The 21,682-nt window shown below is 64.8% G+C and carries 20 protein-coding genes, 1 tRNA gene and 2 pseudogenes; 9 read left to right on the top strand and 14 right to left on the bottom strand.

Going from position 1 to position 21,682, the window contains the following annotated elements; translation table 11 throughout:
* Positions 1 to 322: 322 nt before the first annotated feature.
* Both ACPZMI_RS10175 and ACPZMI_RS10180 read left to right on the top strand, forming a co-directional pair.
* Positions 323 to 1,255 carry a FecR family protein gene (locus ACPZMI_RS10175; protein WP_426352158.1) on the top strand — a complete coding sequence of 311 codons (933 nt, stop codon included), beginning with the start codon at positions 323 to 325 and terminating at the stop codon, positions 1,253 to 1,255.
* 94 nt (positions 1,256 to 1,349) lie between these two features.
* Positions 1,350 to 1,426: transfer RNA gene (locus ACPZMI_RS10180), tRNA-Met, on the top strand.
* Between the two features lie 58 nt (positions 1,427 to 1,484).
* On the opposite strand, the gene ACPZMI_RS10185 is transcribed toward ACPZMI_RS10180, so the two are convergent.
* Positions 1,485 to 2,102, bottom strand: a complete 618-nt coding sequence (locus tag ACPZMI_RS10185; RefSeq protein ID WP_426352159.1) for a LysE family translocator — start codon at positions 2,100 to 2,102, stop codon at positions 1,485 to 1,487.
* 182 nt (positions 2,103 to 2,284) lie between these two features.
* On the opposite strand from ACPZMI_RS10185, the gene ACPZMI_RS10190 reads away from it, so the two are divergent.
* Positions 2,285 to 3,202 (top strand): LysR substrate-binding domain-containing protein, encoded by a 918-nt coding sequence (locus ACPZMI_RS10190; protein ID WP_426352160.1) that lies wholly within the window; start codon positions 2,285 to 2,287, stop codon positions 3,200 to 3,202.
* Here ACPZMI_RS10190 and ACPZMI_RS10195 read toward each other — a convergent pair.
* Positions 3,142 to 3,726, bottom strand: coding sequence for a D-Ala-D-Ala carboxypeptidase family metallohydrolase (locus ACPZMI_RS10195; protein ID WP_186721981.1), 585 nt, complete (start codon positions 3,724 to 3,726; stop codon positions 3,142 to 3,144). The two genes, ACPZMI_RS10190 and ACPZMI_RS10195, sit on opposite strands and share 61 nt — an antisense overlap.
* 65 nt (positions 3,727 to 3,791) lie before the next feature.
* Between ACPZMI_RS10195 and ACPZMI_RS10200 the strand changes: the two genes are divergently transcribed.
* Entirely contained in the window at positions 3,792 to 4,949 is a 1,158-nt protein-coding gene (locus tag ACPZMI_RS10200; protein ID WP_426352161.1) for a hypothetical protein, read from the top strand.
* A gap of 10 nt (positions 4,950 to 4,959) precedes the next feature.
* On the opposite strand, the gene ACPZMI_RS10205 is transcribed toward ACPZMI_RS10200, so the two are convergent.
* From ACPZMI_RS10205 to ACPZMI_RS10225, 5 genes and pseudogenes are all read right to left on the bottom strand, one after another.
* Positions 4,960 to 5,673, bottom strand: coding sequence for a methyl-accepting chemotaxis protein (locus ACPZMI_RS10205; protein WP_426352167.1), 714 nt, complete (start codon positions 5,671 to 5,673; stop codon positions 4,960 to 4,962).
* Between the two features lie 144 nt (positions 5,674 to 5,817).
* Positions 5,818 to 6,972, bottom strand: a pseudogene (locus tag ACPZMI_RS10210) (HAMP domain-containing protein); the annotation flags it as partial.
* Positions 6,973 to 7,097: 125 nt separating this feature from the next.
* Positions 7,098 to 7,928 (bottom strand): regulatory signaling modulator protein AmpE, encoded by an 831-nt coding sequence (gene ampE / locus ACPZMI_RS10215; RefSeq protein WP_186667619.1) that lies wholly within the window; start codon positions 7,926 to 7,928, stop codon positions 7,098 to 7,100.
* A complete protein-coding gene (gene ampD, locus ACPZMI_RS10220) occupies positions 7,925 to 8,485 on the bottom strand; it encodes a 1,6-anhydro-N-acetylmuramyl-L-alanine amidase AmpD (RefSeq protein WP_186667618.1) in 561 nt (186 codons plus the stop codon). Before ampD ends, ampE begins: the two co-directional genes overlap by 4 nt.
* 83 nt (positions 8,486 to 8,568) lie before the next feature.
* A complete protein-coding gene (locus tag ACPZMI_RS10225) occupies positions 8,569 to 10,719 on the bottom strand; it encodes a DUF1631 domain-containing protein (protein ID WP_426352162.1) in 2,151 nt (716 codons plus the stop codon).
* 217 nt (positions 10,720 to 10,936) lie between these two features.
* Between ACPZMI_RS10225 and nadC the strand changes: the two genes are divergently transcribed.
* A complete protein-coding gene (nadC, locus tag ACPZMI_RS10230) occupies positions 10,937 to 11,785 on the top strand; it encodes a carboxylating nicotinate-nucleotide diphosphorylase (RefSeq protein ID WP_186667616.1) in 849 nt (282 codons plus the stop codon).
* A 153-nt stretch (positions 11,786 to 11,938) separates the two neighbouring features.
* Here the strand turns inward: nadC and trxB are convergent, their stop codons facing one another.
* Complete coding sequence (gene trxB, locus ACPZMI_RS10235) at positions 11,939 to 12,901, bottom strand: thioredoxin-disulfide reductase (protein WP_065863398.1); 963 nt, start codon at positions 12,899 to 12,901, stop codon at positions 11,939 to 11,941.
* Positions 12,902 to 13,263: 362 nt separating this feature from the next.
* On the opposite strand from trxB, the gene cysZ reads away from it, so the two are divergent.
* Complete coding sequence (gene cysZ / locus ACPZMI_RS10240; RefSeq protein WP_426352163.1) at positions 13,264 to 13,992, top strand: sulfate transporter CysZ; 729 nt, start codon at positions 13,264 to 13,266, stop codon at positions 13,990 to 13,992.
* Between the two features lie 143 nt (positions 13,993 to 14,135).
* Here the strand turns inward: cysZ and ACPZMI_RS10245 are convergent, their stop codons facing one another.
* Both ACPZMI_RS10245 and ACPZMI_RS10250 read right to left on the bottom strand, forming a co-directional pair.
* Positions 14,136 to 14,567, bottom strand: a complete 432-nt coding sequence (locus tag ACPZMI_RS10245) for a methyl-accepting chemotaxis protein (RefSeq protein WP_238343438.1) — start codon at positions 14,565 to 14,567, stop codon at positions 14,136 to 14,138.
* Positions 14,568 to 14,729: 162 nt separating this feature from the next.
* Positions 14,730 to 15,497: pseudogene (locus tag ACPZMI_RS10250) on the bottom strand (PAS domain-containing protein); the annotation flags it as partial.
* A gap of 135 nt (positions 15,498 to 15,632) precedes the next feature.
* On the opposite strand from ACPZMI_RS10250, the gene ACPZMI_RS10255 reads away from it, so the two are divergent.
* Complete coding sequence (locus tag ACPZMI_RS10255; protein ID WP_426352164.1) at positions 15,633 to 16,847, top strand: glycosyltransferase family 4 protein; 1,215 nt, start codon at positions 15,633 to 15,635, stop codon at positions 16,845 to 16,847.
* Here the strand turns inward: ACPZMI_RS10255 and ACPZMI_RS10260 are convergent.
* From ACPZMI_RS10260 to ACPZMI_RS10270, 3 genes are all read right to left on the bottom strand, one after another.
* The gene (locus ACPZMI_RS10260; protein WP_426352165.1) at positions 16,816 to 17,919 is read right to left on the bottom strand and encodes an NADH:flavin oxidoreductase; all 1,104 of its coding nucleotides are present in this window, start codon (positions 17,917 to 17,919) and stop codon (positions 16,816 to 16,818) included. The two genes, ACPZMI_RS10255 and ACPZMI_RS10260, sit on opposite strands and share 32 nt — an antisense overlap.
* Before the next feature lie 157 nt (positions 17,920 to 18,076).
* Positions 18,077 to 18,559 carry a glutathione peroxidase gene (locus ACPZMI_RS10265; protein WP_186667611.1) on the bottom strand — a complete coding sequence of 161 codons (483 nt, stop codon included), beginning with the start codon at positions 18,557 to 18,559 and terminating at the stop codon, positions 18,077 to 18,079.
* A 143-nt stretch (positions 18,560 to 18,702) separates the two neighbouring features.
* Complete coding sequence (locus tag ACPZMI_RS10270) at positions 18,703 to 19,188, bottom strand: FKBP-type peptidyl-prolyl cis-trans isomerase (RefSeq protein WP_054925639.1); 486 nt, start codon at positions 19,186 to 19,188, stop codon at positions 18,703 to 18,705.
* Here ACPZMI_RS10270 and ACPZMI_RS10275 point away from each other — a divergent pair.
* Both ACPZMI_RS10275 and pta read left to right on the top strand, forming a co-directional pair.
* On the top strand, positions 19,187 to 19,489 hold the full coding sequence (locus ACPZMI_RS10275; RefSeq protein ID WP_186667610.1) for a DUF3565 domain-containing protein: 303 nt from the start codon (positions 19,187 to 19,189) through the stop codon (positions 19,487 to 19,489). The two genes, ACPZMI_RS10270 and ACPZMI_RS10275, sit on opposite strands and share 2 nt — an antisense overlap.
* Before the next feature lie 31 nt (positions 19,490 to 19,520).
* Positions 19,521 to 21,611, top strand: coding sequence for a phosphate acetyltransferase (gene pta, locus ACPZMI_RS10280; RefSeq protein ID WP_426352166.1), 2,091 nt, complete (start codon positions 19,521 to 19,523; stop codon positions 21,609 to 21,611).
* Here pta and ACPZMI_RS10285 read toward each other — a convergent pair.
* Positions 21,599 to 21,682 (bottom strand): hypothetical protein (locus ACPZMI_RS10285; RefSeq protein WP_426352168.1); only part of this gene is annotated, 84 nt, incomplete at its 5' end. The genes pta and ACPZMI_RS10285 overlap by 13 nt on opposite strands.

The raw sequence follows: 21,682 nt of genomic DNA on the forward strand, positions 1-21,682 counted from the left end.
TGCGCCAAAGGTGGGGCGAGAAAGTGCCACAGGATTCATTGGCCCGAAACAAATGTAGGAGTGGGCTTGCTCGCGAAGCGCCGCGCGGGCGGCGCTCGATCTCATAGGCACTAAAGAACTTTCGGCAAGCACCTCTCAGCCCTCACGCAATCACCGGCAACCCCCTTGAAAGACATGCCTGAAAAAAGCGCAAAGACGCTTAAACCACAAGACCACCCATCGCTCACTCACTTGCAAATGGTTCTCACTATATTTAGCATCCTCAGCTCATTCCCTCCGCAAACACAGGGCACACCGCCCTTCTCGCGAGCAGACCGATCCCATGAACCCGATGCCCGCCGTGCAGTTCGATCACGACCCCCAACGCGAAGCACTGGAATGGTTCGCGCGCCTGCGCCAGCCGGGCGGTGACGAGCGGCAGCGCAAGGCCTTCGCGCTATGGTGCCAGGATCCGGACAATGCCCGCGCTTTTGCGGCGCTGGAAAGCCGCTGGCAGCAACTGCAGAGCCCGCCTGCGCGGCTGCGACCGCGGGAGGTGGCGGTACGTCGCAGTCACTGGGGCAAGGCACTGGGGGCGTTGTTCCTGTTGCTGCTCGCCGCGCTGGCCTACCTCTACTGGCCATTGATGCAGCGCCTGGGCAGCGAGCTGCACACCGCTGCAGGCGAGCGCCGCAGCCTGCGCCTGGCGGACGGTTCGACCCTGCATCTGGACAGCGCCAGCGCCATGAATGTCGACCTGCGCAGCCGCACCCGGCAACTGCAACTGGTGCAGGGCCAGGTGTACCTTGAAGTGATGCTCGATGGGCGTGCGCTGGAGGTGCAGGTGGACGCCGCGCGGATCCAGGTGTTCGGCACCCGCCTGATGATCGCCCGCAACAGCGACTACGACGAACTGGTGGTACTCAGCGGCAAGGCCATGGTCAGCCAGGGCGGCGACCAGCGCATGGTGTCGGCGGGCGAGCGGGTCAGGTTCAACCCGATGCGTATCGATGCGGTGGAAAAGGCCGACATCAAGACTGCCGATGCCTGGCGCAGCGGGCAACTGGTCGCCCGGGACATGCCGTTGCAGCAAGTGCTGGAGCGGCTAGCCAGCTACCAAGGGCAGCGGGTGTGGCTGATGGACGAGCAAACCGCTTATCGGCGCATCAGCGGTGATTTCAACCTCGACCGCGCAGGCGAAACCCTCGACAGGCTCGCCGCCGCCCAACAACTGCGGGTCAACAACCTGCTCGGGCAGTGGCTGATCGTCCGCTGAAGCGGGCCTTCCGGCTAAGTTTTTGAAAGCGTGCAGATTTTTTTTGAAATGAGTGTTGACAGAGGGTCATCACAAGAGAATAATGCGCGCCATTGGCTACATAGCTCAGTTGGTTAGAGCATAGCATTCATAATGCTGGGGTCCGGGGTTCAAGTCCCTGTGTAGCCACCAAATACGAAAAGGGCTTACCGCAAGGTAGGCCCTTTTTCTTTGCCCTCGAGAATCCCCTTCAACGTATTCCCGCCATGGCGACGGCCACTCCCAGGCCAATCAACGCCACACCGATCACCCGATCAACCACGATCTGTCGTTCGATCATCGCCTTGCGCAGCCCGGTGCTGGAGAAAAACACCGCCACCAGGCTGAACCACGCCCAATGGGCCAACGACATGAAGGCACCATAACCCAGGTTTATCGCCAGTTCGCTGCCCGGCTTTACCACCTGCGTGTAGGCGCTGATCACGAACAGCATGGTCTTGGGGTTCAGTGCGTTGGTGAGAAAGCCCGTGCGCAGGGCCACGAATGCGCCCCTCGCATTCGCCGGCTTCTGGCTGTCGAGCCGGATGCGCTGAGTATTGGTCAGCGACTTGTACCCCAGGTAGACCAGGTACCCCGCCCCCAGGGTTTTCATCAGCACGAACAGCGTCGGGCTGCGGCTGATGAGCACCGCGATGCCGAACAGTGTGTACAACACATGCACCTGAACCCCCAGGGCGATCCCCAGCGCTGCCGCCAATCCGGCCCGACGCCCTTGTGCATAACTGCTGCGAGTGACCATGGCGAAGTCGGCGCCGGGGCTGATGACAGCCAGGAGGGTGAACAGGGCAACGGCGATCAGTTCGGTCATGCAGGAGGCCTCGATAGGTGACGTCAGTACACAGGAGGGACGATTATCGAAGGCGCTGGCACGAGTAAAAATCGATTTTATCGCGGCTTTATCTGCTAGTTTTCATCACCTATTCTTTGACGCACATGGCTTCTTCGCGCAGCCACTCCAGCGGCAGCCCGGAACAGACAGCGGACTCCCCCATGAAACTCCCCCACCTCACCGCCCTGCGCTACTTCGACAGTGCCGCTCGCAGCGAAAGCTTCGTGCGCGCCGCCGAGCAACTGCACGTCACCCATGGCGCAGTCAGCCGCCAGGTCCGCCTGCTCGAAGAGGGCCTGGGGATCGAACTGTTCGAACGCCGCAACCGCGCAGTCTTTCTCACCGCCGCCGGTCGCACCCTGTTCGACACCACGCAAACGATCTTCGAACAGCTCGCCAGCACGGTGCAGCGCCTTCAGGAACACGCCCAGGACAACGTCCTGGTGCTCTCGTGCGAGCCCACCCTCGCCATGCGTTGGCTGATCCCGCGCCTGCCGGACTTCCATGCCCGCCACCCGGACCTGCAATTGCACCTGGTGGCCGCGGGCGGCCCGGTCGACTTCACCCGCGGCGGTATCGACCTGGCATTACGCCGAGACGACTTCCGCTGGGATCGCCAACTGCACAGCCTGAAGATCTGCGCGGAATGGATCGGCCCGGTCGTCCGCGCGGGCGCGCCCACAACGCTCGATGGCCAGCGTCTGCTGCACAGCCACACCCGCACCACAGCCTGGAACACCTGGCTGAGCCTGAGCGGCAACAGCGTCACCCATACGGAACGCAGCGACTACGAGCATTTCTATCTGTCAATCCAGGCCGCCAGTGCCGGGCTGGGCATGGCCATCGCCTCGGCCCTGATGGTTGGCGATGAACTACACAGCGGCCAGTTGCAGGCGCCCTACGGATTTATGCGCGACGGCTCGGCCTATCATCTGCTCAGCCCCCAGCCCCTGGACGATGACAGCAAGCGCCAGCGCTTCGCCGAATGGGTCTTGTGCCAGTGCCAGGGCAGTCTCGATCAGCTGGGCCTGGCACAGAACGACGAACCTGCGCTGCCGTCGCCACCCCAGGTGCGGTAGCCCGCGGTATCGAGATGGATACGGCCTGAAGGGTAGCGCCCCAGCCCCATGTTCCAGGCCTGTCCGTGCTGCTGCCAGAAGACGCACAGCGGATTGGGATCGGCCCAGTCAGGCAGCAACAGGTCGACAGCGAAGGCGCGGGTATGGGCGCTGCCCACCGCGCCCCCGGCACAGGCGTTGAGCTTGGGGTCGCGGTAGGCGGACACCACCTCGAACCGGCGCAGGATGCCCTGCTCATCGAGGGTGCGGATCAGGGCCAGGGTCGAGCGCACCGCCGGCCATTGCGCGGTGGGCGCCACGGCGAACGGCGAGGCGCGGCACAGACGCCAGTCCGACGCCGAGCGCAGCAACTGGTGGATCGGCACCACCCCGTACAACCGCGCATCCACCAGCATCTGGCGAAACGCGCGGGTCTCGTGATCGCCCGCCCAATGGGCGAACATCCGCACATCACGCTCATCCGCGCAGACCCCTGTCATCGCCAAAAGCGACGTCGCCAACAGCCATGTTCCGACGCTTTTCATCCCCCACCTCTTCATCCAGTATGAGCAGCCCGCCGATCCTGGCGGCCACTGACAAGGAGTTAAGCATGCAAAAGATGGCTGTATCGGGCCTGGCCGCCCTCGCCTTCAGCGGCCTGGCACTGGCGGATGCTCAGGTCGACCTGGGCGATGCGCAACGGGTCACCCGCCTGTTCGCCTTCCCCAACAACTGCCACGTGATCTGCTTTCGCGACTGGACGCTGGAACAGACCGTCGAGCACTACCTGACCCAGAGCGTACGCCGCGACGGCTATGCCAACGCCCAGGTACAGGTGCGTCGCGACAACGACAGGCTGCATGCCCATATCAGCGACGTTCCGCCCAGCTATGCCGAGCCGTTGCGCAAGCTGCTCGACAGCGGCGAGCTGGCCTACCAGGGCGCCACGCGCCTGAACAACGATGGCAAGTGGGCCTACGACTGGTACCTGTTCCTGCCACTGGGCATGGCCCTGGAAAATCGCCGCAGCATCGAGCTGTTGCACTTCCCGCCGGATTATTCGCTGACCCAGGCCCAGGACTACCTGCGTTCCAACACCACCGATCGCTGGGCACAGCTGCTGACCTTCAACGGTGTCGATGCCAGCCAGACCCCGGCCTACCAGACCATCGTCGACATCGCCCCGATCGCCGCGCCCGCCAGCGCCGGCAAGGACCTGGAAGGCACCTACAGCTACTTCGCCGACTATCAGACGCGCATGGTCAAGGAGATGACCCTGCGCCACGACGCCAAGCCCCTGCCGATGGTGGCCTTCGGCGCCCCGGTGCGCAGCTGGATCCAGCAGCAGTACGGGCCGAAGGTCAATGTGCTGGGGCTGGTCAGCATCAGCCCTGAAGCCGGCACCCAGGTACCGGTGCTGGGCGCCAACCACCCGAGCGCGATCTGGTATGCGGCCGACAAGAACAACACCGGCGGAGATCAGGACAAGGCGGACGCTGCGGGCCTGAAGATGATGGGCCAGGACCTGAGCGCCGCCTGCTGGCAGGCCGGCATGGGCCGCAACCCGCAGGCTGACGCCAAGCTGACGCTGCAGGCCTGCTCGAACAAATGGCAGGTAACCCAGAAAAAACAGACCTGCGAACTGTTCTACCGCACCATCCGCGACATGACCCCGGAGCAGGCTGCGGCCAAGTGCAACACCGGCACCGTGACCCGCAGCCTGAGGGACCTGCGCAAACCCGTGGAGATCACGGCGCCGCAGGGCTGACAGGCGTCGTCTAGACCCTGAAGGCCCCGATCAGCCGCTTCAACTCCACCACCTGGCTCGACAGCGCGCGGCTGGCGTCCTCCGTCTGGCAGGCACCCTGAGTGGTGTCCTGCGCCGCGCGGTTGATCGCCACGATGTTCTGGTCGATGTCATGGGCCACGGCCGTCTGCTGCTCGACGGCCGCGGCGATCTGCTGGTTCTGCTCGACGATGCCACCCACCGCGCCCAGGATATTGGCCAGTGCCTGTTGCACCTGCCGCGCCTCATCCACGGTCCCCGCCGCCATCTGGTGGCTGCTGCCCATGGCGCGCACCGCAGCACCAACCCCCTCCTGCAGGCGCTGGATCATCTGCGCGATTTCCTCGGTGGAGTCCTGGGTGCGGCGTGCCAAGGTACGTACTTCATCGGCAACCACGGCAAAGCCCCTGCCTTGCTCGCCCGCACGCGCCGCCTCGATGGCCGCGTTCAGGGCCAGCAGGTTGGTCTGCTCGGCAATACTGCGGATCACTTCCAGTACCCGGCCGATGGCCTGGCTGTCGCCGACCAATTGGTTGACCGCAGCCACCGTCTGGTCGATCTCGCCGGCCAGGCGAGCAATGCTGTCCTGCTGGTGCGCCACCAGGCTACGCCCGTTGGCACTCTCGCGGTTGACCTGCTGCGCGCCATCGGCGGCCAGCGCCGCGCTGCGGGCCACCTCCTGGGCGGTGGCGCTCATCTGGTTCATGGCCGTGGCCACCTGCTCGATCTGTTCGCGCTGGCCACTCACGGCCTGGTTGCTGCGTGTCGACACCGACAGCACCTGCCCGGCCTGCTCCTCGACGGTCGCCACGGTACGCCCGACCTGCTCGATCAGCCCCCGGATGCGTCGTACGGTCTCGTTGAAGCCCTGGCCCAGCTCGCCCAGCTCATCCTGGCTGCGTACCTCGAAGCTGACCGTCATGTCGCCACCGGCCACCCTGTCCATGGCCGCGCCAAGATTGCCGAGGGTGCGCCGGGTCGACACATAGAAACCGCTGTAGAGATAGAGGATCGACAGGAACACAATGGCCAGCGCCGCAACCAGCGCGATCATGTGCAAGCGGTGCTCGTCCAGGCGCGCCTGCAATTGCTGCTGCAGGTGGGCGACCACTGCGTCGTTGAGCCGGTAGGTTTCGCCCATCAGGGCACTGACCTGCTCGTAGAACGCAGGCCAGGGTGCGTCGAGGGTTTCGGCCACCACGACCTGTTCCTCGAACAGCGCCGCAGCCCGGCGCACCGTCGCCTGGCTGAGCTGGGCCTGCGTACCGAGGCTGGCCTTGGCCTCGGCATCGGCTGCCAAGGCGTCGTCCACTCGCAGGGCGTAGTCAGCCGACAGACGCTCCAGGCGTTGCAGCAAGTCTTCGAAACGGGCACTCCCCGCCGAATCGATGAAACCGCGGCCCAGGGCAACGGCGCCGATGGCCCGTCCTTCGCCGAGCATCTGGGTGACCTGTGCGGTGCTGGCACCCATCAGGTCGCTCAACTGGCGTACCGATGCCTGGTTGTCCTGGGTCAACCCCGTCTGGCTGGCCACCAGCTTGCCCAGCACCTGGGCCTGGGCCAGCAGCTTGTCGAACAGTGCGGTCTTGTTTTGCAAGGAGGTTTCGGCACGAGCCCTGGCGAAGGCGTCGGCCAGCTCGACGCGCTTGGCTTCGAGTTGCGGATCCTGGCTCGCCAGGGCCTGGAGCTGGGCCTGGACCTTGTCCTCAAGGGCATCGATACGCGCTTCGACATCCCCTGCCTGGCCCGACTGACCGAGCACGGCGTTGATCTGCAGGAGATTGCCCAGGCTTTCGAGATCGCCCCGCAGGCTAAGGCTGCCAGCCACGGGGCCAAGGCCGTTCAGCTCGACGCCTGTGACATGGAACTGGCGATAGGCATCGCGAACCAGGTAGAAGCTGGTGACCAGCATGGGCAGAAAGAACAGGACGCTGATCAGGCTGAACTTCATGCCGAAGCTCAGCCGGTTCATCAACGCGATGGCCGGATGGAGCAGGCGCTTCATGGGTCACCTCCTTGGATTTTTATTGTTCTGCGGGGTAGCACAAGGCCATAACTGGCCGAGGCTCTGTATAGCGCAGAATCAATCCAAGGTTTGTAACTTAAGGTTAAGCAGCCTCGCCGCTCACCTCAGAGCAGCACCGTCCACAGTGCAAACACCGCGTACCACAGCACCGCGCTGCGCAGCAGCAGCTCCCACAGGCTGTCCAGGCGCGCCAGCGCGCTCTGCGCCTCTTCTTCCTCGGGAATGTCATCGGCCACCCGCCCGACACGGGCGATCAACTGCCCGGCGCTGATGTGCCAGTTGAGCACTTCGTGCAGCATCACCCGGGTCACCGAAACGAAGTTGCCGACCAGCGCGAAGCTCAGCGCCAGCACCCGCACCGGCAGCCAGTCCATGGCATGGCGCAGCTGCGCCGCGCGCTCCTTGAGCGCCGGTTGACGGCTGTTCGCCGCACTCAGCGCCAGCAAGCGATAGCCCAGCGCTGCGGCCGGACCGAGCAGGAAATACCAGAAAATCACGGCAAAGAAGCTCTGGTACGCCTGCCACACCAGGTTGCCCTGCACCCGTGCCAGCAGGTCGCGCGGATCGTCTGCCGCCAGGCCCAGGTCGCGCTCGGCCACATGCAGCGCCGCCTGTTCATCACCCCGACGCCAGGCATCGCGGAACGGGCCGAGCGCCGCCTTGGCATCACCGCGCCCGAGGCTGTAGATCAGCACCAGCAGGTGCACCGGCAGTGCCAGCAGGCCGTAGGCCACCGGCTGCAACACGTGCAGCAGCAAGGCCAGCACCAGCACCGGAGCCAGCACCAGGATCGCCAGGCTCCACCAGGGGTGCACCTTGCCGCTGCGCTCCAGACGTACCAACTCCCCCAGGAAGAACCCGTCACGTTGCAAGCGATGGCGCAGGGACGAGAACTGTTCGACCCACAACACCAGTACCAACACCAGGAAACTCATGCCTTGTCCTCGTTCAGCGCGGCGCGGTAGCGGGGCCAGTCGAAGGCCGGCCCGGGATCGGTCTTGCGCCCCGGCGCGATATGGTCGTGGCCCTGGATGCGTTCGGGACCGATCGCAGGCCAGCGGCTGCGGATCTGCCGCGTCAGTTGTTGCAGGGCGGTGTACTGGGCATCGGTGTAGGGCATATCGTCGGTGCCTTCGAGCTCGATGCCGATGGAAAAGTCATTGCATCCCTCGCGCCCGTCGAAGCACGACACCCCGGCATGCCAGGCGCGGTCGAGCAACGAGACGAACTGGGTGACCGCGCCATCGCGCTCGACGAACAGATGCGCCGACACAGTCAGGTGCTGGATGCTTTCGAAGTAGGGATGCTCGGCCGGATCAAGCCGGTTCTGGAAGAACTGCTGAACCTTGCCCGTGCCGAAACAGGCCGGCGGCAGGCTGATGTTGTGGATCACCAGCAGGGAAATCGCCTCGCCGTCGGGGCGGGCGTTGAAGTTCGGCGAGGGGCAGTGAGTGACACCGGAGAACCAGCCAGTGGCGCGGTCCAATTGCATGGGCAGATCCTGAAAAACGCCGGATACGAGGCTTCAGTATGCCCCGCCAACCGCGCGCTTGCATGTAAATGATTGTTGGCGCCTCAACGTACCTGGGCAATGCGCAGGCTGTCGAGCACTGCATCCAGGGCGCGTTCGAACAGCAGCCCGTCGTCCAGCACCCGTGCCTCGCCACGGTGCAGGGCAAGGGCCAGGCCGATGCTGTTCCACTCGCGCACCTTCATGCCGGTGCGGTTGGCGAAGACCAGCCGATCACTGCTGTCGATACGCGCCACCAGCTTGCAGCGCAGCGGCTCGTCCTCGTCGCTGAGCTCGATCCAGGTGCCCAGGCGCAGACGCTGGACCTGGCGCAGTTGCGGGCTGTGTTCGTCCAGCACCGGCATCAGGCCACCTGCCGACTCCTCGGCGACGGCCAGGACGATGTCCGACTCGACCCGCACATCGTCAGCCTCGTCCTGCCAGTGGCCAGGCTCGGCACAGGCGCGCAGGTGCAGACGCTCCAGTTGCAGGAAGAACTCGCGCAGCGCGGCCGAGTCCAGTGCCACCCCCGCCAGCCCATCGCGCAACGCCTTGAGCAGGCCCGGCACCTGTTCGAGCAGGGCCTGGCGCGCTTGCGCCCCCGGGTGCGGTGCGATGCTGGCCAGCAGAGCGTCCATGGTCGCCAGACCATCGATCCAGGCCGCCGATGCCTCGCCCTGCTTGAGCCAGGCCAGCAGCAGCACCTGGCTCCAGGAGTCCACCAGCATCTGCACCACCACCCGCGGCAATACGCGCCCGCGCAGGCGTTGGTTGAGCGCGTGCTGGACCTGCTGGCGTGCCTGCAGCGTCCGCGCCCGGCCCTCTTCGGCATCGCGGGTGCGCTGCTCCAGCAGCTCGTTGCGCCGGCGCTCTTCAGTGCTGAAGAGCAGGAACTCGTCGAGCACCTCGGCGAACAGCCGAGCATCGTCGGTGAAATCGCTGAGCAGCCGCAGGACGATACGCTCCACCCGCGCCTGCAGCCCTTCACCCGCCCCTTCCCAACCGATGGCCATGGCGGCGATTTCGTTGAGCAGGCGGCGCGCCGGATGGCTGGCACGGCTGAACAGGCTCTTGTCGAGCAGGGCGACCTTGAGCAGAGGGATGTGCAGGCGTCCAAGCAGGGCACGCAGGGGCGGCGGCAGGTTATCGTCGCGCTCGATGTAATCGAACAGCAGGCCGACCAGGTTGATCATGTCCTCGTCGGCGGTGGCCAGGCGGCGGCGCGTGCCACTGCGAACGCTGACCCGCAGCAACAGCTGCTCGAGCTGCTGGCCCAGGTCGAAGTCGTCGGCCTCGAACGGCCCAGGCACGTAGTGCTGAAGGTGGGTGAGCAGGCGCAGCAGGTCGGCGCTACCGATCGGCTGCGCCGTCGAGACACTCTGCAAGCGCGGCGCCAGCCTGCCACGTACCGGTGCCAGCAGGCCTTCCAGCGAGGCGAAGTACGCCTGGCCGGCGCTGTCCGCACCAATGTCTTCACCCGCGATCAACGAGGCCTGGGTGCGGCGTGCGGCCAGGCTGCGGTCCTCGGCTCGCCGGCGCGGGGCGGGGGCAAGTTCGCCAAGCACGCCCGCCGCGGCCAGTAGCTGGTTGGCCTCGCCATAGAGCAGGTCGACGTCGCGCAGCACATAGCGCTCGAACAGCTTGAGCAGGACCAGCTTGACCTTGAGGTCTACCCCCAGGCTGCGTCCGGCGTCCAGAAAGTAGCCACACAGGCACGCAGGCCCTAGCGGATTGCAGCGCGCATCCAGGGGGATTTCGAGCAGGGCGGCGAGGCGCTGGCCGAGTTGCTCGAGGGCAAAGCCGTCGCGCGCCAGCACGCGCTCGACCATGGCCCCAACGGCCAGGGTTCGTTCGCGCTGGGCCTTGCCGACGGGCAGGTCGATACTGCCCAGCGCGCCCAGCGGGTCGGCCTGGCCGATGCGGCTGAAGGTGTCGTGGAAGGTGTCGAGAAAGGCCCGCTCGATGCTCTTGCGCTTGAGACGCAAGTCGCGCATGGCTTCAAAATAGAGGTGTTGCTGATCGCCAGCGCAGGCCTTGTCGGCCATTTCGAAGAGGGTGTCGTCAGCGTTGTCGAACAGGGCACGCAGCCCCTGGCGCAGGTGCAGTGCAGCTTTGTCACGCACTTGCAGGAGCACGACGGGAAGGCAAGGCAAGGGCGTACGCACCCCTCTGTCGATGGCGGCCACCACGGGCCCCATCTTGCCTTCTTCATGCATCCCGAACTCCTTGCAGGGTATTGGTCGACTGGCGAGGAAACATCGTCAAAGCTATGACGCCAAATACAAGGCGCCATTATCAGTGAAAAAGATGAAAGCTGCCAACACGCCATTTACAGGACGCGACCAGGCGCACACTTCCCGACTGCAGGGTCGACGGCTGTACACCGCGCCCCCCTGCCCTATAATCGCCGGCATCTAGCTTGTGGAGCCGACCATGCCGAACCTACGTCTCGCCGATCTCACCGCCGAAATCGAATCCAACGTGCGCCGCGCGCTGCTGGAAGACGTCGGCAGCGGCGACATCACCGCCCAGCTGATTCCGGCCGAGCGGCTGGCCAAGGCCACCATCATCACGCGCGAAGACTGCGTGATCGCCGGCACCGCCTGGGTCGATACCGTGTTCCGCCAGCTCGACCCACGGGTGGCGGTGCACTGGCAGGTGGCCGATGGCGAACGCGCCACTGCCAACCAGGTGCTGTTCCACCTCGAAGGCCCGGCCCGTTCGCTGCTGACCGGCGAGCGCTCGGCACTGAATTTCCTGCAGATGCTCTCGGGCGTGGCCACCCGCGCACGCTTTCTCGCCGACCTGGTCGAGGGCACCCAGGTACGCTTGCTCGATACCCGCAAGACCCTGCCGGGCCTGCGTCTTGCGCAGAAGTACGCGGTCACCTGCGGGGGTTGCCACAATCACCGCATCGGCCTGTATGACGCCTTCCTGATCAAAGAGAACCACATCGCGGCCAGCGGCGGCGTGGCCGAAGCCGTCGCCGCCGCGCACCGCATCGCGCCGGGCAAGCCGGTGGAAATCGAAGTGGAAAGCCTGGACGAACTGCGTCAGGCCCTGGCGGCCGGTGCCGATATCGTCATGCTCGACGAACTGACCCTGGACGAAATGCGCGAAGCGGTGCGCATCACTGCGGGCAAGGCCAAGCTCGAAGCCAGCGGCGGGGTCAACGAAACCACGCTGCGGGTCATCGCCGAAACCGGTGTGGACTACATCTCCATCGGCGCGATGACCAAGGATGTGAAGGCCGTCGACCTGTCGATGCGCCTGAGCCTCTGATTCCGCTGCCCGTCAGCCGACCAATGCTTGCGCTTTCAGCAATGACTTAGCGGCTGAGCGGGCCGTCGCTCACGGCGTTTCGCAGTGCGGCGGTGGCAGGCTGAAACGAAAGAACCGGCCAGAGGGCCGGTTCTTTCGTGATCAGGCAGCGACTCAGAACGAGGCGTTGGCCAGGCCGTCCAGGTAGCGCTCCACGTCCAGTGCCGCCATGCAGCCGGCACCGGCCGAGGTGATTGCCTGGCGGTAGACGTGGTCGGCCACGTCACCGGCAGCGAACACACCCTCGACGTTGGTGGCAGTGGCATTGCCTTCACGGCCGCCGTTGACCACCAGGTAGCCGTCTTTCAAGGTCAGTTGGCCTTCGAACAGCGAGGTGTTCGGGGTGTGACCGATGGCGATGAACACGCCGTCGACCTTGATTTCGTCGCTGCTGCCATCGTTGTTCTTCAGGCGCGCACCGGTCACACCCATGTTGTCACCCAGCACTTCGTCCAGGGTGGCGTTGAGCTTGAGCTCGATCTTGCCTTCGGCGACACGGGCATTGAGCTTGTCGATCAGGATCTTCTCGGCGCGGAAGGTATCGCGACGGTGCACCAGGGTCACCTTGCTGGCGATGTTGGCCAGGTACAGCGCCTCTTCCACGGCGGTGTTGCCACCACCGACCACCGCAACCGGCTTGTTGCGGTAGAAGAAACCGTCGCAGGTGGCGCAGGCCGACACACCCTTGCCCATGAACGCTTCTTCCGACGGCAGGCCCAGGTAACGGGCGCTGGCCCCGGTAGCGACGATCAGCGCATCGCAGGTGTAGGTGCCGCTGTCGCCGGTCAGGGTGAACGGCTTGCTGGCCAGGTCGACGGCATTGATGTGGTCGAAGACGATCTCGGTCTCGAAGCGCTCGGCGTGTTCCTGCATGCGCTGCATCAGTGCCGGGCCGGTCAGGCCATGGGGGTCGCCCGGCCAGTTGTCGACTTCGGTAGTGGTGGTCAGCTGGCCGCCAGCCTGCATGCCGGTGATCAGCAGCGGCTTGAGGTTGGCACGGGCAGCGTAGACCGCAGCGCTGTAACCGGCAGGGCCGGAACCGAGGATGATGACCCGGGAATGACGAACTTCGGACATGTCGTGCTCCTGTCGAGCCGGCCACATGAGGCCGACACCAGTGTGCCGGCGACGCCGGCTGGAAATGAAAAAGGACCTGCGCAGCACTTGGGGAAGGCTACAACGCACAGGTCCGAAAACCTGGGTGCCACCTCCCACTGAGGGCTCGCGGCGTTTCACGGCGTTCAGAAATTGAGCGCACTGTAGCGAGGTGGCAAAGATTAAGGAAATATCCTTCGACAATCCACCTTATAGACAGGCTCTATCCAGGGACGAATCCGATCCGCGATTGTCCCTATGCTTTGTTACAGCCGGTGTCGCGCCTTTCGTCGGCGTCTCAAACTCGGTAATGTCAGCCCGTTTTCCTTCTGTGGAGCATCCCGATGCAAGCCCCCGTCCTGTCCGGCCCCCAGTACCTGCGCGAGGGCCTGAAACTGGTCCTGAGCCCGAACCTGCGGTTGTTCGTGCTGTTGCCGCTGGCGGTCAACCTGCTGCTGTTCGGCGGCCTGATCTATTTTGCCGGCCACCAGTTCAGCCTGTGGGTCGATGCACTGATGCCGACCCTGCCCAGCTGGCTGAGTTTCCTCACCTACATCCTGTGGCCACTGTTCGTCGCCCTGGTGGTGCTGATGGTGTTCTTCACCTTCACCCTGTTCGCCAACATCATCGCTGCGCCGTTCAACGGTTTTCTCGCGGAGAAGGTCGAGGTGGTGGTACGCGGTGAAGACACCTTCCCGGCGTTCAGCTGGGGTGAACTGGCGGCGATGGTGCCGCGCACCTTCGGCCGCGAGATGCGCAAGCTCGGCTACTTCCTGCCGCGCGCCATCGGCCTGTTCATCCTGTCGTTCATCCCGGTGGTGAACGTGGTGGCCGCGCCGCTGTGGCTGGTGTTCGGCATCTGGATGATGGCCATCCAGTACATCGACTACCCGGCGGACAACAACAAGATGAGCTGGCAGGACATGCTCGCCTGGTTGCGCAGCAAGCGCTGGCAGTCGATGGGGTTTGGTGGCATCACCTACCTGGCGTTGATGATCCCGGGGGTGAACGTGCTGATGATGCCGGCGGCGGTGGCGGGGGCGACGTTGTTCTGGGTTCGGGAGCGCAACTGAGGCGTCCGGGCTCTTGTGCCGAAACTGGCACCCTCGTTGGATGGCACGGGCTACGCCCGTGTTCGCGGGCAAGCCCGCTCCTACAGAGGGATTGGGTTGGCCTTTTTCGCCTACCGCCTTCAGTAAGGGGCACCGCCCGGTAGTCAGTGACTCAACTGGCTGGAGAACTGCCCCACCGCATTGACCACCTTCTTCGCCCCGTCCTGGATCTCGACGATCACGCTGCCGGTTTCCCCGGCCAGCGTCAGGCCCTGCTCGGCCTGGCGCTTGCTGGTGTCGATGATGTCCACCGCCGCCTGGGCCAGTTGCTCGTTCTGCTGCACCACCCGGGCGATCTCCTCGGTGGCGCTGCTGGTACGCGAGGCAAGCTGGCGCACTTCGTCGGCAACCACTGCGAAGCCCCTGCCCTGCTCACCGGCACGGGCGGCTTCGATGGCGGCATTGAGCGCCAGCAGGTTGGTCTGCCCGGCAATGTCGCTGATGGTCTTGATGATCGAGCCGATCACCTTGGACTGCTTGTCCAGCGCCTGGATGCCCTCGGCCGCCTCCTGCATCGAGCTTTCCAGGCCACGCATCACCTCGACCGTCTGGGTGACCACGCCGGTGGCCTTGCGGGCGCTGGCGTCGGTGTCCTGCGAAGTGCTGTAGGCGATATCGGCGGCCTGGGCCACGGCGATTTCCTGGTTGACCTGGTCGGTGATCACAGTGGCGAACTTCACCACTTTGTAGAGCACGTCATGGGCATCGATGATCGGGTTGTACGAAGCCTCCAGCCAGACGACTCGACCATGGGCGTCGATGCGCTTGAAGCGCTCGGCCACGTATTCGCCCCGGCGCAACTTGTCCCAGAACTGCTGGTAACCCGCCGAGCTGACTTCCTCGGGTTCGCAGAACATGCGGTGATGCTTGCCGCGCACCTGCTCCAGGCTGTAGCCCATGGTCTGCAGGAAACGGTCGTTGGCGGTCAGCACCTGGCCGTCGAGGTTGAACTCGATCACCGCCGTTGAGCGCATCAGTGCCTTGATCAGGCTTTCATGCTCGCGCGAAGTCTCGATGGTGCGGGTCAGGTCGCTCGAATGCAGGGTGAAGTACTTGATCCGCCCGTCGACACCTTTGACCGGTTGCAGGATCGAGCGCAGCCAGGCTTCTTCGCCATTGCCACGCAGCAGGCGGAACGCGCCGTTGAGGTGCTCGCCGCGGGTGATTGCGGCCTTCATGCGCTGGTAGAAATCCAGCTTCTTCACGTGCTCCGGGACGATCTCTTCGATGTTGCGGCCGATCAGACGATCGCTGCTGTAGAGCATCTCTTTTTCGAAGTTGCCGTTGGCGACTTCGATCCGTCCCTGAGGGTCGAGCTGCAAGACCAGCATCTCGCTGTCGAGGCTGTTCGTCACCTGCTCGATGGATTGCAGTTCCTCGCGCAGTTGCTGGATTTCTTTTTTCAGTTTGCTGTTGAACATCACCGCTCTCCCGGAGCGCAATCCATCCATCGAATGCATCTTCATCGGCTGCGGGCAGGAGGTTCTTGAGTGCCCGGCAAGGAAATATTCCAGGGGCCGGAAAAACCTGGAAAACAGGCGTCACCGGGGGATCATCTGGATGTCACATAACGGCAACTCAGCAGGGGGAAACTTTTTGATATGAATACACCGCCCCTACGCATCACCCTGGTCAGCGAAACCTTCCCGCCCGAGATCAACGGTGTGGCCAATACCCTTGGTCGCCTCAGCGAAGGCCTGCGCCTGCGCGGCCACCAAGTGGAAGTGGTGCGCCCGCGCCAAGCCGGTGATGCGCCGGGCAACGCCGACGACGCGCTACTGCTGTGCCGTGGCTGGCCACTGCCGGGATACCCGGGGTTGCAGTGGGGCGAGGTATCGATGCACAAGCTGTGGCGACGCTGGCGTCGGTTGCGCCCGGATGTGCTGTACATCGCCACCGAAGGCCCGCTCGGGCTCAGCGCCCTGCGCGCCGCACGGCGCCTGGGGATTGCCGTGGTCAGTGGTTTTCACACCAATTTCCCGCAGTATTCCGGCCAGTACGGCCTGGGTCTGCTGGCACGCCTGCTCACCCACTACCTGCGCTGGTTCCACCGCCGCACCGCGACCACCCTGGTCCCCAGCGCCAGCCAGCGCCTGGAACTGGAGCGCCGTGGTTTCGAACGCCTGACACTGATGGCGCGTGGCGTCGATGCGCAACTGTTCAACCCGGCACGGCGCAGCCAGGCGCTGCGTGAGCAGTGGGGCCTTGGCCCGGATGACGTCGCGGTGCTGCACGTCGGCCGCCTGGCGGCGGAGAAGAACCTCGCACTGCTGCTGCCTTGCATGCAGGGGCTGCAGAAGAGTTATCCACAGCGACGCCTGCGCCTGATAGTGGTCGGCGACGGGCCACTGCGGGCGCAGATGCAGCAGCAGTTCCCCGATGCGGTGTTTTGTGGCGTGCAACGCGGCGAAACACTGGCCGAACATTACGCCAGCGGCGACCTGTTCCTGTTCCCCAGCCTCACCGAAACCTTCGGCAACGTGGTGCTCGAAGCACTGGCCTCGGGCCTTGCGGTAGTGGCGTACGACGAGGCCGCCGCAGCCCAGCATATTCGCCACGGACACAGCGGCGCGCTGGCCATGCCGGGGGATCAGCCAGCATTCATCGACGCCGCATGCTGGCTGCTCGAGGACGCCGAGACCCTGCGCAGGGTGCGTCTCAATGCCCGCCAGCACGCCAGTCGCCAGGGCTGGCAGGCGATCGTCGAAGAGTTCGAGGGGCACTTGTACAGCGCCTGTCGGCAGACCGCCGCCCAGGGTGAGCGCGCGGCCACGCCACTGACGATCAAGTCAGGCTCGACAGCGCCTCGCGGCTGAACGGCAGAATCTCGTCCTCACGGCCCTCGCGGACTTTCTGCGCCCACTGGGCATCCACCAGCAGCGCACGGCCGACCGCGACCAGGTCGAACTCCTCATCGCCCAGGCGCTGCAGCAGGCCTTCCAGGCTGGCTGGCTTGGCCACCTTGTCAGTGTCGACCATGAACTGCAGGAACTCGCCATCCAGACCGACGCTGCCAACGGTGATGCTCGGCTTGCCGGTGAGCTTGCGGGTCCAACCGGCCAGGTTCAGTGGCGAGCCGTCGAACTCTGGCTCCCAGAAACGGCGGGTGGAGCAGTGGAAGATATCCACACCGGCATCGGCCAGCGGCTTAAGGAAGGCTGCCAATGCCTCGGGCGTTTCGACCAGACGCGCGCTGTAGTCCTGCTGTTTCCATTGGGAGAACCGGAAGATGATCGGGAAACCAGGCCCCACCGCAGCACGCACAGCCTGGACCAGTTCGATGGCGAAGCGCGAGCGTTGCGCCAGATCGCCGCCGTATTCGTCACTGCGCTGGTTGCTGGTGGCCCAGAAGAACTGGTCGATCAGGTAGCCGTGCGCGCCGTGGATCTCGACGCCATCCATACCGATGGCCTTGGCATCGCGGGCCGCTTGTGCAAAGGCGGCGATGACCTCACGGATGTCATCGTGGGTCATTTCATGAACCACCACCTGGCCATCCTTGCTTTTACCGCTCGGGCCATAGCCCGGCACGCTGGCGTCCGGTTCGGTGCCCAGGCGGCGAACGCTGCCCACATGCCACAGCTGCGGAACGATGCGCCCGCCTTCGGCGTGCACGGCATCGACCACCTTCTTCCAGCCAGCCAGGGCGTTTTCGCCGTAAAAGCGCGGCACATTCGGATAACCGTTGGCAGCCTTGTGATCGACCGTGGTGCCCTCGGTGATGACCAGACCCACGCCAGCCGCAGCGCGGCGCCGGTAGTACTCGACGACGCCGTCGTGCGGTACGCCGCCAGGGCAGAAAGTACGGGTCATCGGCGCCATGACCACGCGGGTCGGCAACTCGAGGGAGCCCAGGGTGAAGGGCTGGAACAGTGGGTTGCTGGACATGCGGCGCTCCCGATGAGGGTAAGGAAATGCGCCTGAGCTTAGAGCCAGCCGAGTGGCGGGCACAGCATTATTGATTTGGGTGATTGAGCACGATATGGCGCAGCTTGCTCCTGCACCTGTGGCAAAACTGAGCGGCGGTTCGCCGCTCCAGCATGCATCAGGCCAGTGCCTTCTCGACCGCCTGAACCACCGTCGGATCGTCCGGCGCAGTGCGGGGCGCAAACCTCGCCAGGACGCGGCCGTCCTTGCCCACCAGGAACTTCTCGAAATTCCAGGTGATATCGCCGGGAAACTCCGCGCCCTCGCCTGCCAGCAGGCGGTACAGCGAATGACGCTCAGGCCCGTTGACCTCGAGCTTGGCGCTCAAGGGGAAGCTGACGCCATAGTTCAGGCTGCAGAACTTCTGGATCTCGTCTTCGCTCCCTGGCTCCTGGCCGGCGAACTGATTGCACGGCAGGCCGAGCACACTGAAGCCCTGGCCCTTGAACTGCTGGTGCAGCTTCTCCAGCGACGCGTACTGAGGCGTCAGGCCGCACTTGGAGGCGACATTGACCACCAGCAGCACCTTACCCTTGAACGGTGCCAGGGGCAGGTCCTGGCCGTTCAGCGCCTTGAGCGTCAGATCGTGAAATGCACTCATCTTGATTCCCCTCTCAGGTTGCCGGTTGCCGCTGGGGCGAATTGCGCCCACTAAAAAGGCGCGCGATCAAGCCGTGTACCCGCCCGCAGAGGGTAGGTCGGCTTGCTCGAGCGCCTGACGACTCTCAGAGCTTAGCTGAGAAATCAGTGGTGATGGCCACCTTCACCGTGGATGTGACGGTGAGCGATTTCTTCTTCGCTGGCGTCACGCACGTTGACCACCTTGACCTGGAAGTTCAGGCGCTGACCTGCCAGAGGGTGGTTGCCGTCGACGGTCACGTCGTCGCCGTCGATGTCGCGGATGGTGACGATCTGCATCTGGCCGTCCGGCGCCGAAGCGTGGAACTGCATGCCGACTTCCAGTTGGTCGACACCTTCGAACATGCTGCGGTTCAGGGTGCTGACCAGCTCGGCCAGGTACTCGCCGTAGGCGTCTTCCGGCTCGATGGCAACGGTCAGTTCGTCGCCGGCCTGCTTGCCTTCCAGGGCTTTTTCCAGGCCCGGGATGATGTTGGCGGCACCGTGCAGGTAAACCAGTGGCGCGCCACCGGCGGAGCTGTCGATGGTCTCCCCGGCGTCGTTGGTCAGGGTATAGTCGATGGAGACTGCCTTGTTGGCGGCGATCAGCATGGGGCAAGACCTTTTGCAAAAGAATGTAGAGCGCACAAGTGTAACCAAGGCCTCGCCCGATTGCGAACGCGCGGCGGGTGGCGAACGGCCCATCAGTCGGATCATCGGCTTTCACCAGGACGAGGAAGGCCAATGGGTGGTCGAGCTGTCCTGCGGCCATACCCAGCACCTGCGCCACCAGCCGCCGTGGCAGGCACGCCCCTGGGTGCTCGATGCGCACGAGCGCACCCGGCGCATCGGCCAGGCTTTTGCCTGCGGCTGGTGCGCGCAGGGGGCCGATAGCGCTACCCTTGGCCGTTGATCCCTTGCACCGCTTATTCCGAGAAGCACGCATGCAGACATTTTTCATCGCGCCGACCGACTTTGGTGTCGGCCTGACCTCCATCAGCCTCGGCCTGGTACGCGCCCTCGAGCGCGGCGGCCTGAAAGTCGGTTTCTTCAAGCCGATCGCCCAGCCGCATCCCGGCGATACCGGCCCTGAGCGCTCCAGCGAGCTGGTCGCACGCACCCACGGCATCAAGCCTCCCACGCCGCTGAGCCTGGCCCAGGTCGAGCGCATGCTGGGCGATGGCCAACTCGACGAACTGCTCGAAGAAATCATCCGCCTGTACCAGCAAGCCTGCGTCGGCAACGACGTGGTGGTGGTCGAGGGCATGGTGCCGACCCGTCATGCCAGCTATGCGGCGCGGGTCAACCTGCACCTGGCCAAGAGCCTGGACGCCGAGGTGATCCTGGTCTCGGCACCGGAGAACGAGGTGCTCAGCGAACTGTCCGGGCGGGTCGAACTGCAGGCCCAACTGTTCGGTGGCCCACGCGACCCGAAAGTCCTCGGGGTCATTCTCAACAAGGTCCGTACCGACGAAAGCATGGTCGATTTCGCCACGCGCCTGCGCGAGCATTCGCCACTGCTGCGCGGCAACGACTTCCGCCTGCTCGGCTGCATCCCTTACCAGGCCGACCTCAACGCCCCGCGCACCCGCGATGTGGCCGAGCTGCTCGGCGCCCAGGTGCTCAATGCCGGCGACTACGAACAGCGGCGGATGAACAAGATCATCATCTGCGCGCGCACCGTGGCCAACACCGTGCCGCTGCTCAAGCCGGGCACCCTGGTGGTGACGCCCGGGGATCGCGACGACATCATCCTCGCCGTGAGCCTGGCAGCGATCAACGGCGTTCCGCTGGCCGGGCTGCTGCTGACCAGCGACAGCAAGCCTGACCCGCGCATCCTCGAACTGTGCCGCGGCGCCCTGCAGGCCGGCCTGCCGATCCTTTCGGTGAGCACCGGCTCGTACGACACCGCCAACCAGCTCAACTCGCTGAACCGCGAGATCCCGGTGGACGACCGCGAGCGCGCCGAGTTCATCACCGACTTCGTCGCCAGCCACCTCGACGCCCACTGGTTGCACCAGCGTTGCGGTACGCCGCGAGAGATGCGCCTGTCGCCCGCGGTGTTCCGCTATCAACTGATCCAACGCGCGCAGCAGGCCAACAAGCGCATCGTCCTGCCCGAGGGCGCCGAACCGTTGCTGGTGCAGGCCGCCGCCATCTGCCAGGCGCGTGGCATCGCCCGCTGCGTATTGCTGGCCAAGCCCGAGGAAGTCGAGGCGGTGGCCCGCGCCCAGGGCATCACCCTGCCCGCCGACCTGGAAATCCTCGACCCCGAGCTCATTCGCGCACGCTACGTCGAGCCGATGGTCGAGCTGCGCAAGAGCCGCAACCTCAACGCCCCGATGGCCGAGCAGCAGCTGGAGGATCCAGTGGTGATCGGCACCATGATGCTGGCGCTGGATGAGGTCGACGGCCTGGTTTCAGGGTTGGTGCACTCCACCGCCAACACCATCCGCCCGGCCCTGCAACTGATCAAGACCGCGCCAGACTGCAGCCTGGTGTCGTCGGTGTTCTTCATGCTGTTCCCCGAGCAGGTGCTGGTGTACGGCGACTGCATCATGAACCCGCACCCCAGCGCCGTGGAGCTGGCGGAAATCGCACGGCAAAGCGCCGAATCGGCGCAGGCCTTCGGGATTGCACCGCGTGTGGCGATGCTCAGTTATTCGAGCGACTCGGCGGCCAGTGACGAGGAAGTGGAAAAGGTGCGCGAAGCCACGCGCCTGGCGCAGCAGGCCGAACATGATCTGCTGATCGACGGGCCGTTGCAGTACGACGCCGCAGCCAACCCGGAGATTGCCCGGCAGTTGGCACCGCACAGCCAGGTAGCGGGTCGCGCCACGGTGTTCGTGTTCCCGGACCTGAACACCGGCAACACCACGCACAAGGCAGTGCAACGCAGTGCCGACTGCGTAAGCCTGGGGCCGATGCTGCAGGGGCTGCGCAAGCCAGTGAACGACTTGCCGCGCGGTGCGCAGGTGGACGATATCGTGCACACCATCGCATTGACGGCGATCCAGGCCAGTCACGTGCGCTGAAACGCATCGCGCGGCAAGTCGTTCACTGGCTTGCGCAGCCCCTGCAGCATCGGCCCCAGGCTTACGCAGTC

The sequence above is a fragment of the Pseudomonas wayambapalatensis genome (assembly GCF_049942315.1).
GTDB lineage: Bacteria > Pseudomonadota > Gammaproteobacteria > Pseudomonadales > Pseudomonadaceae > Aquipseudomonas > Aquipseudomonas wayambapalatensis.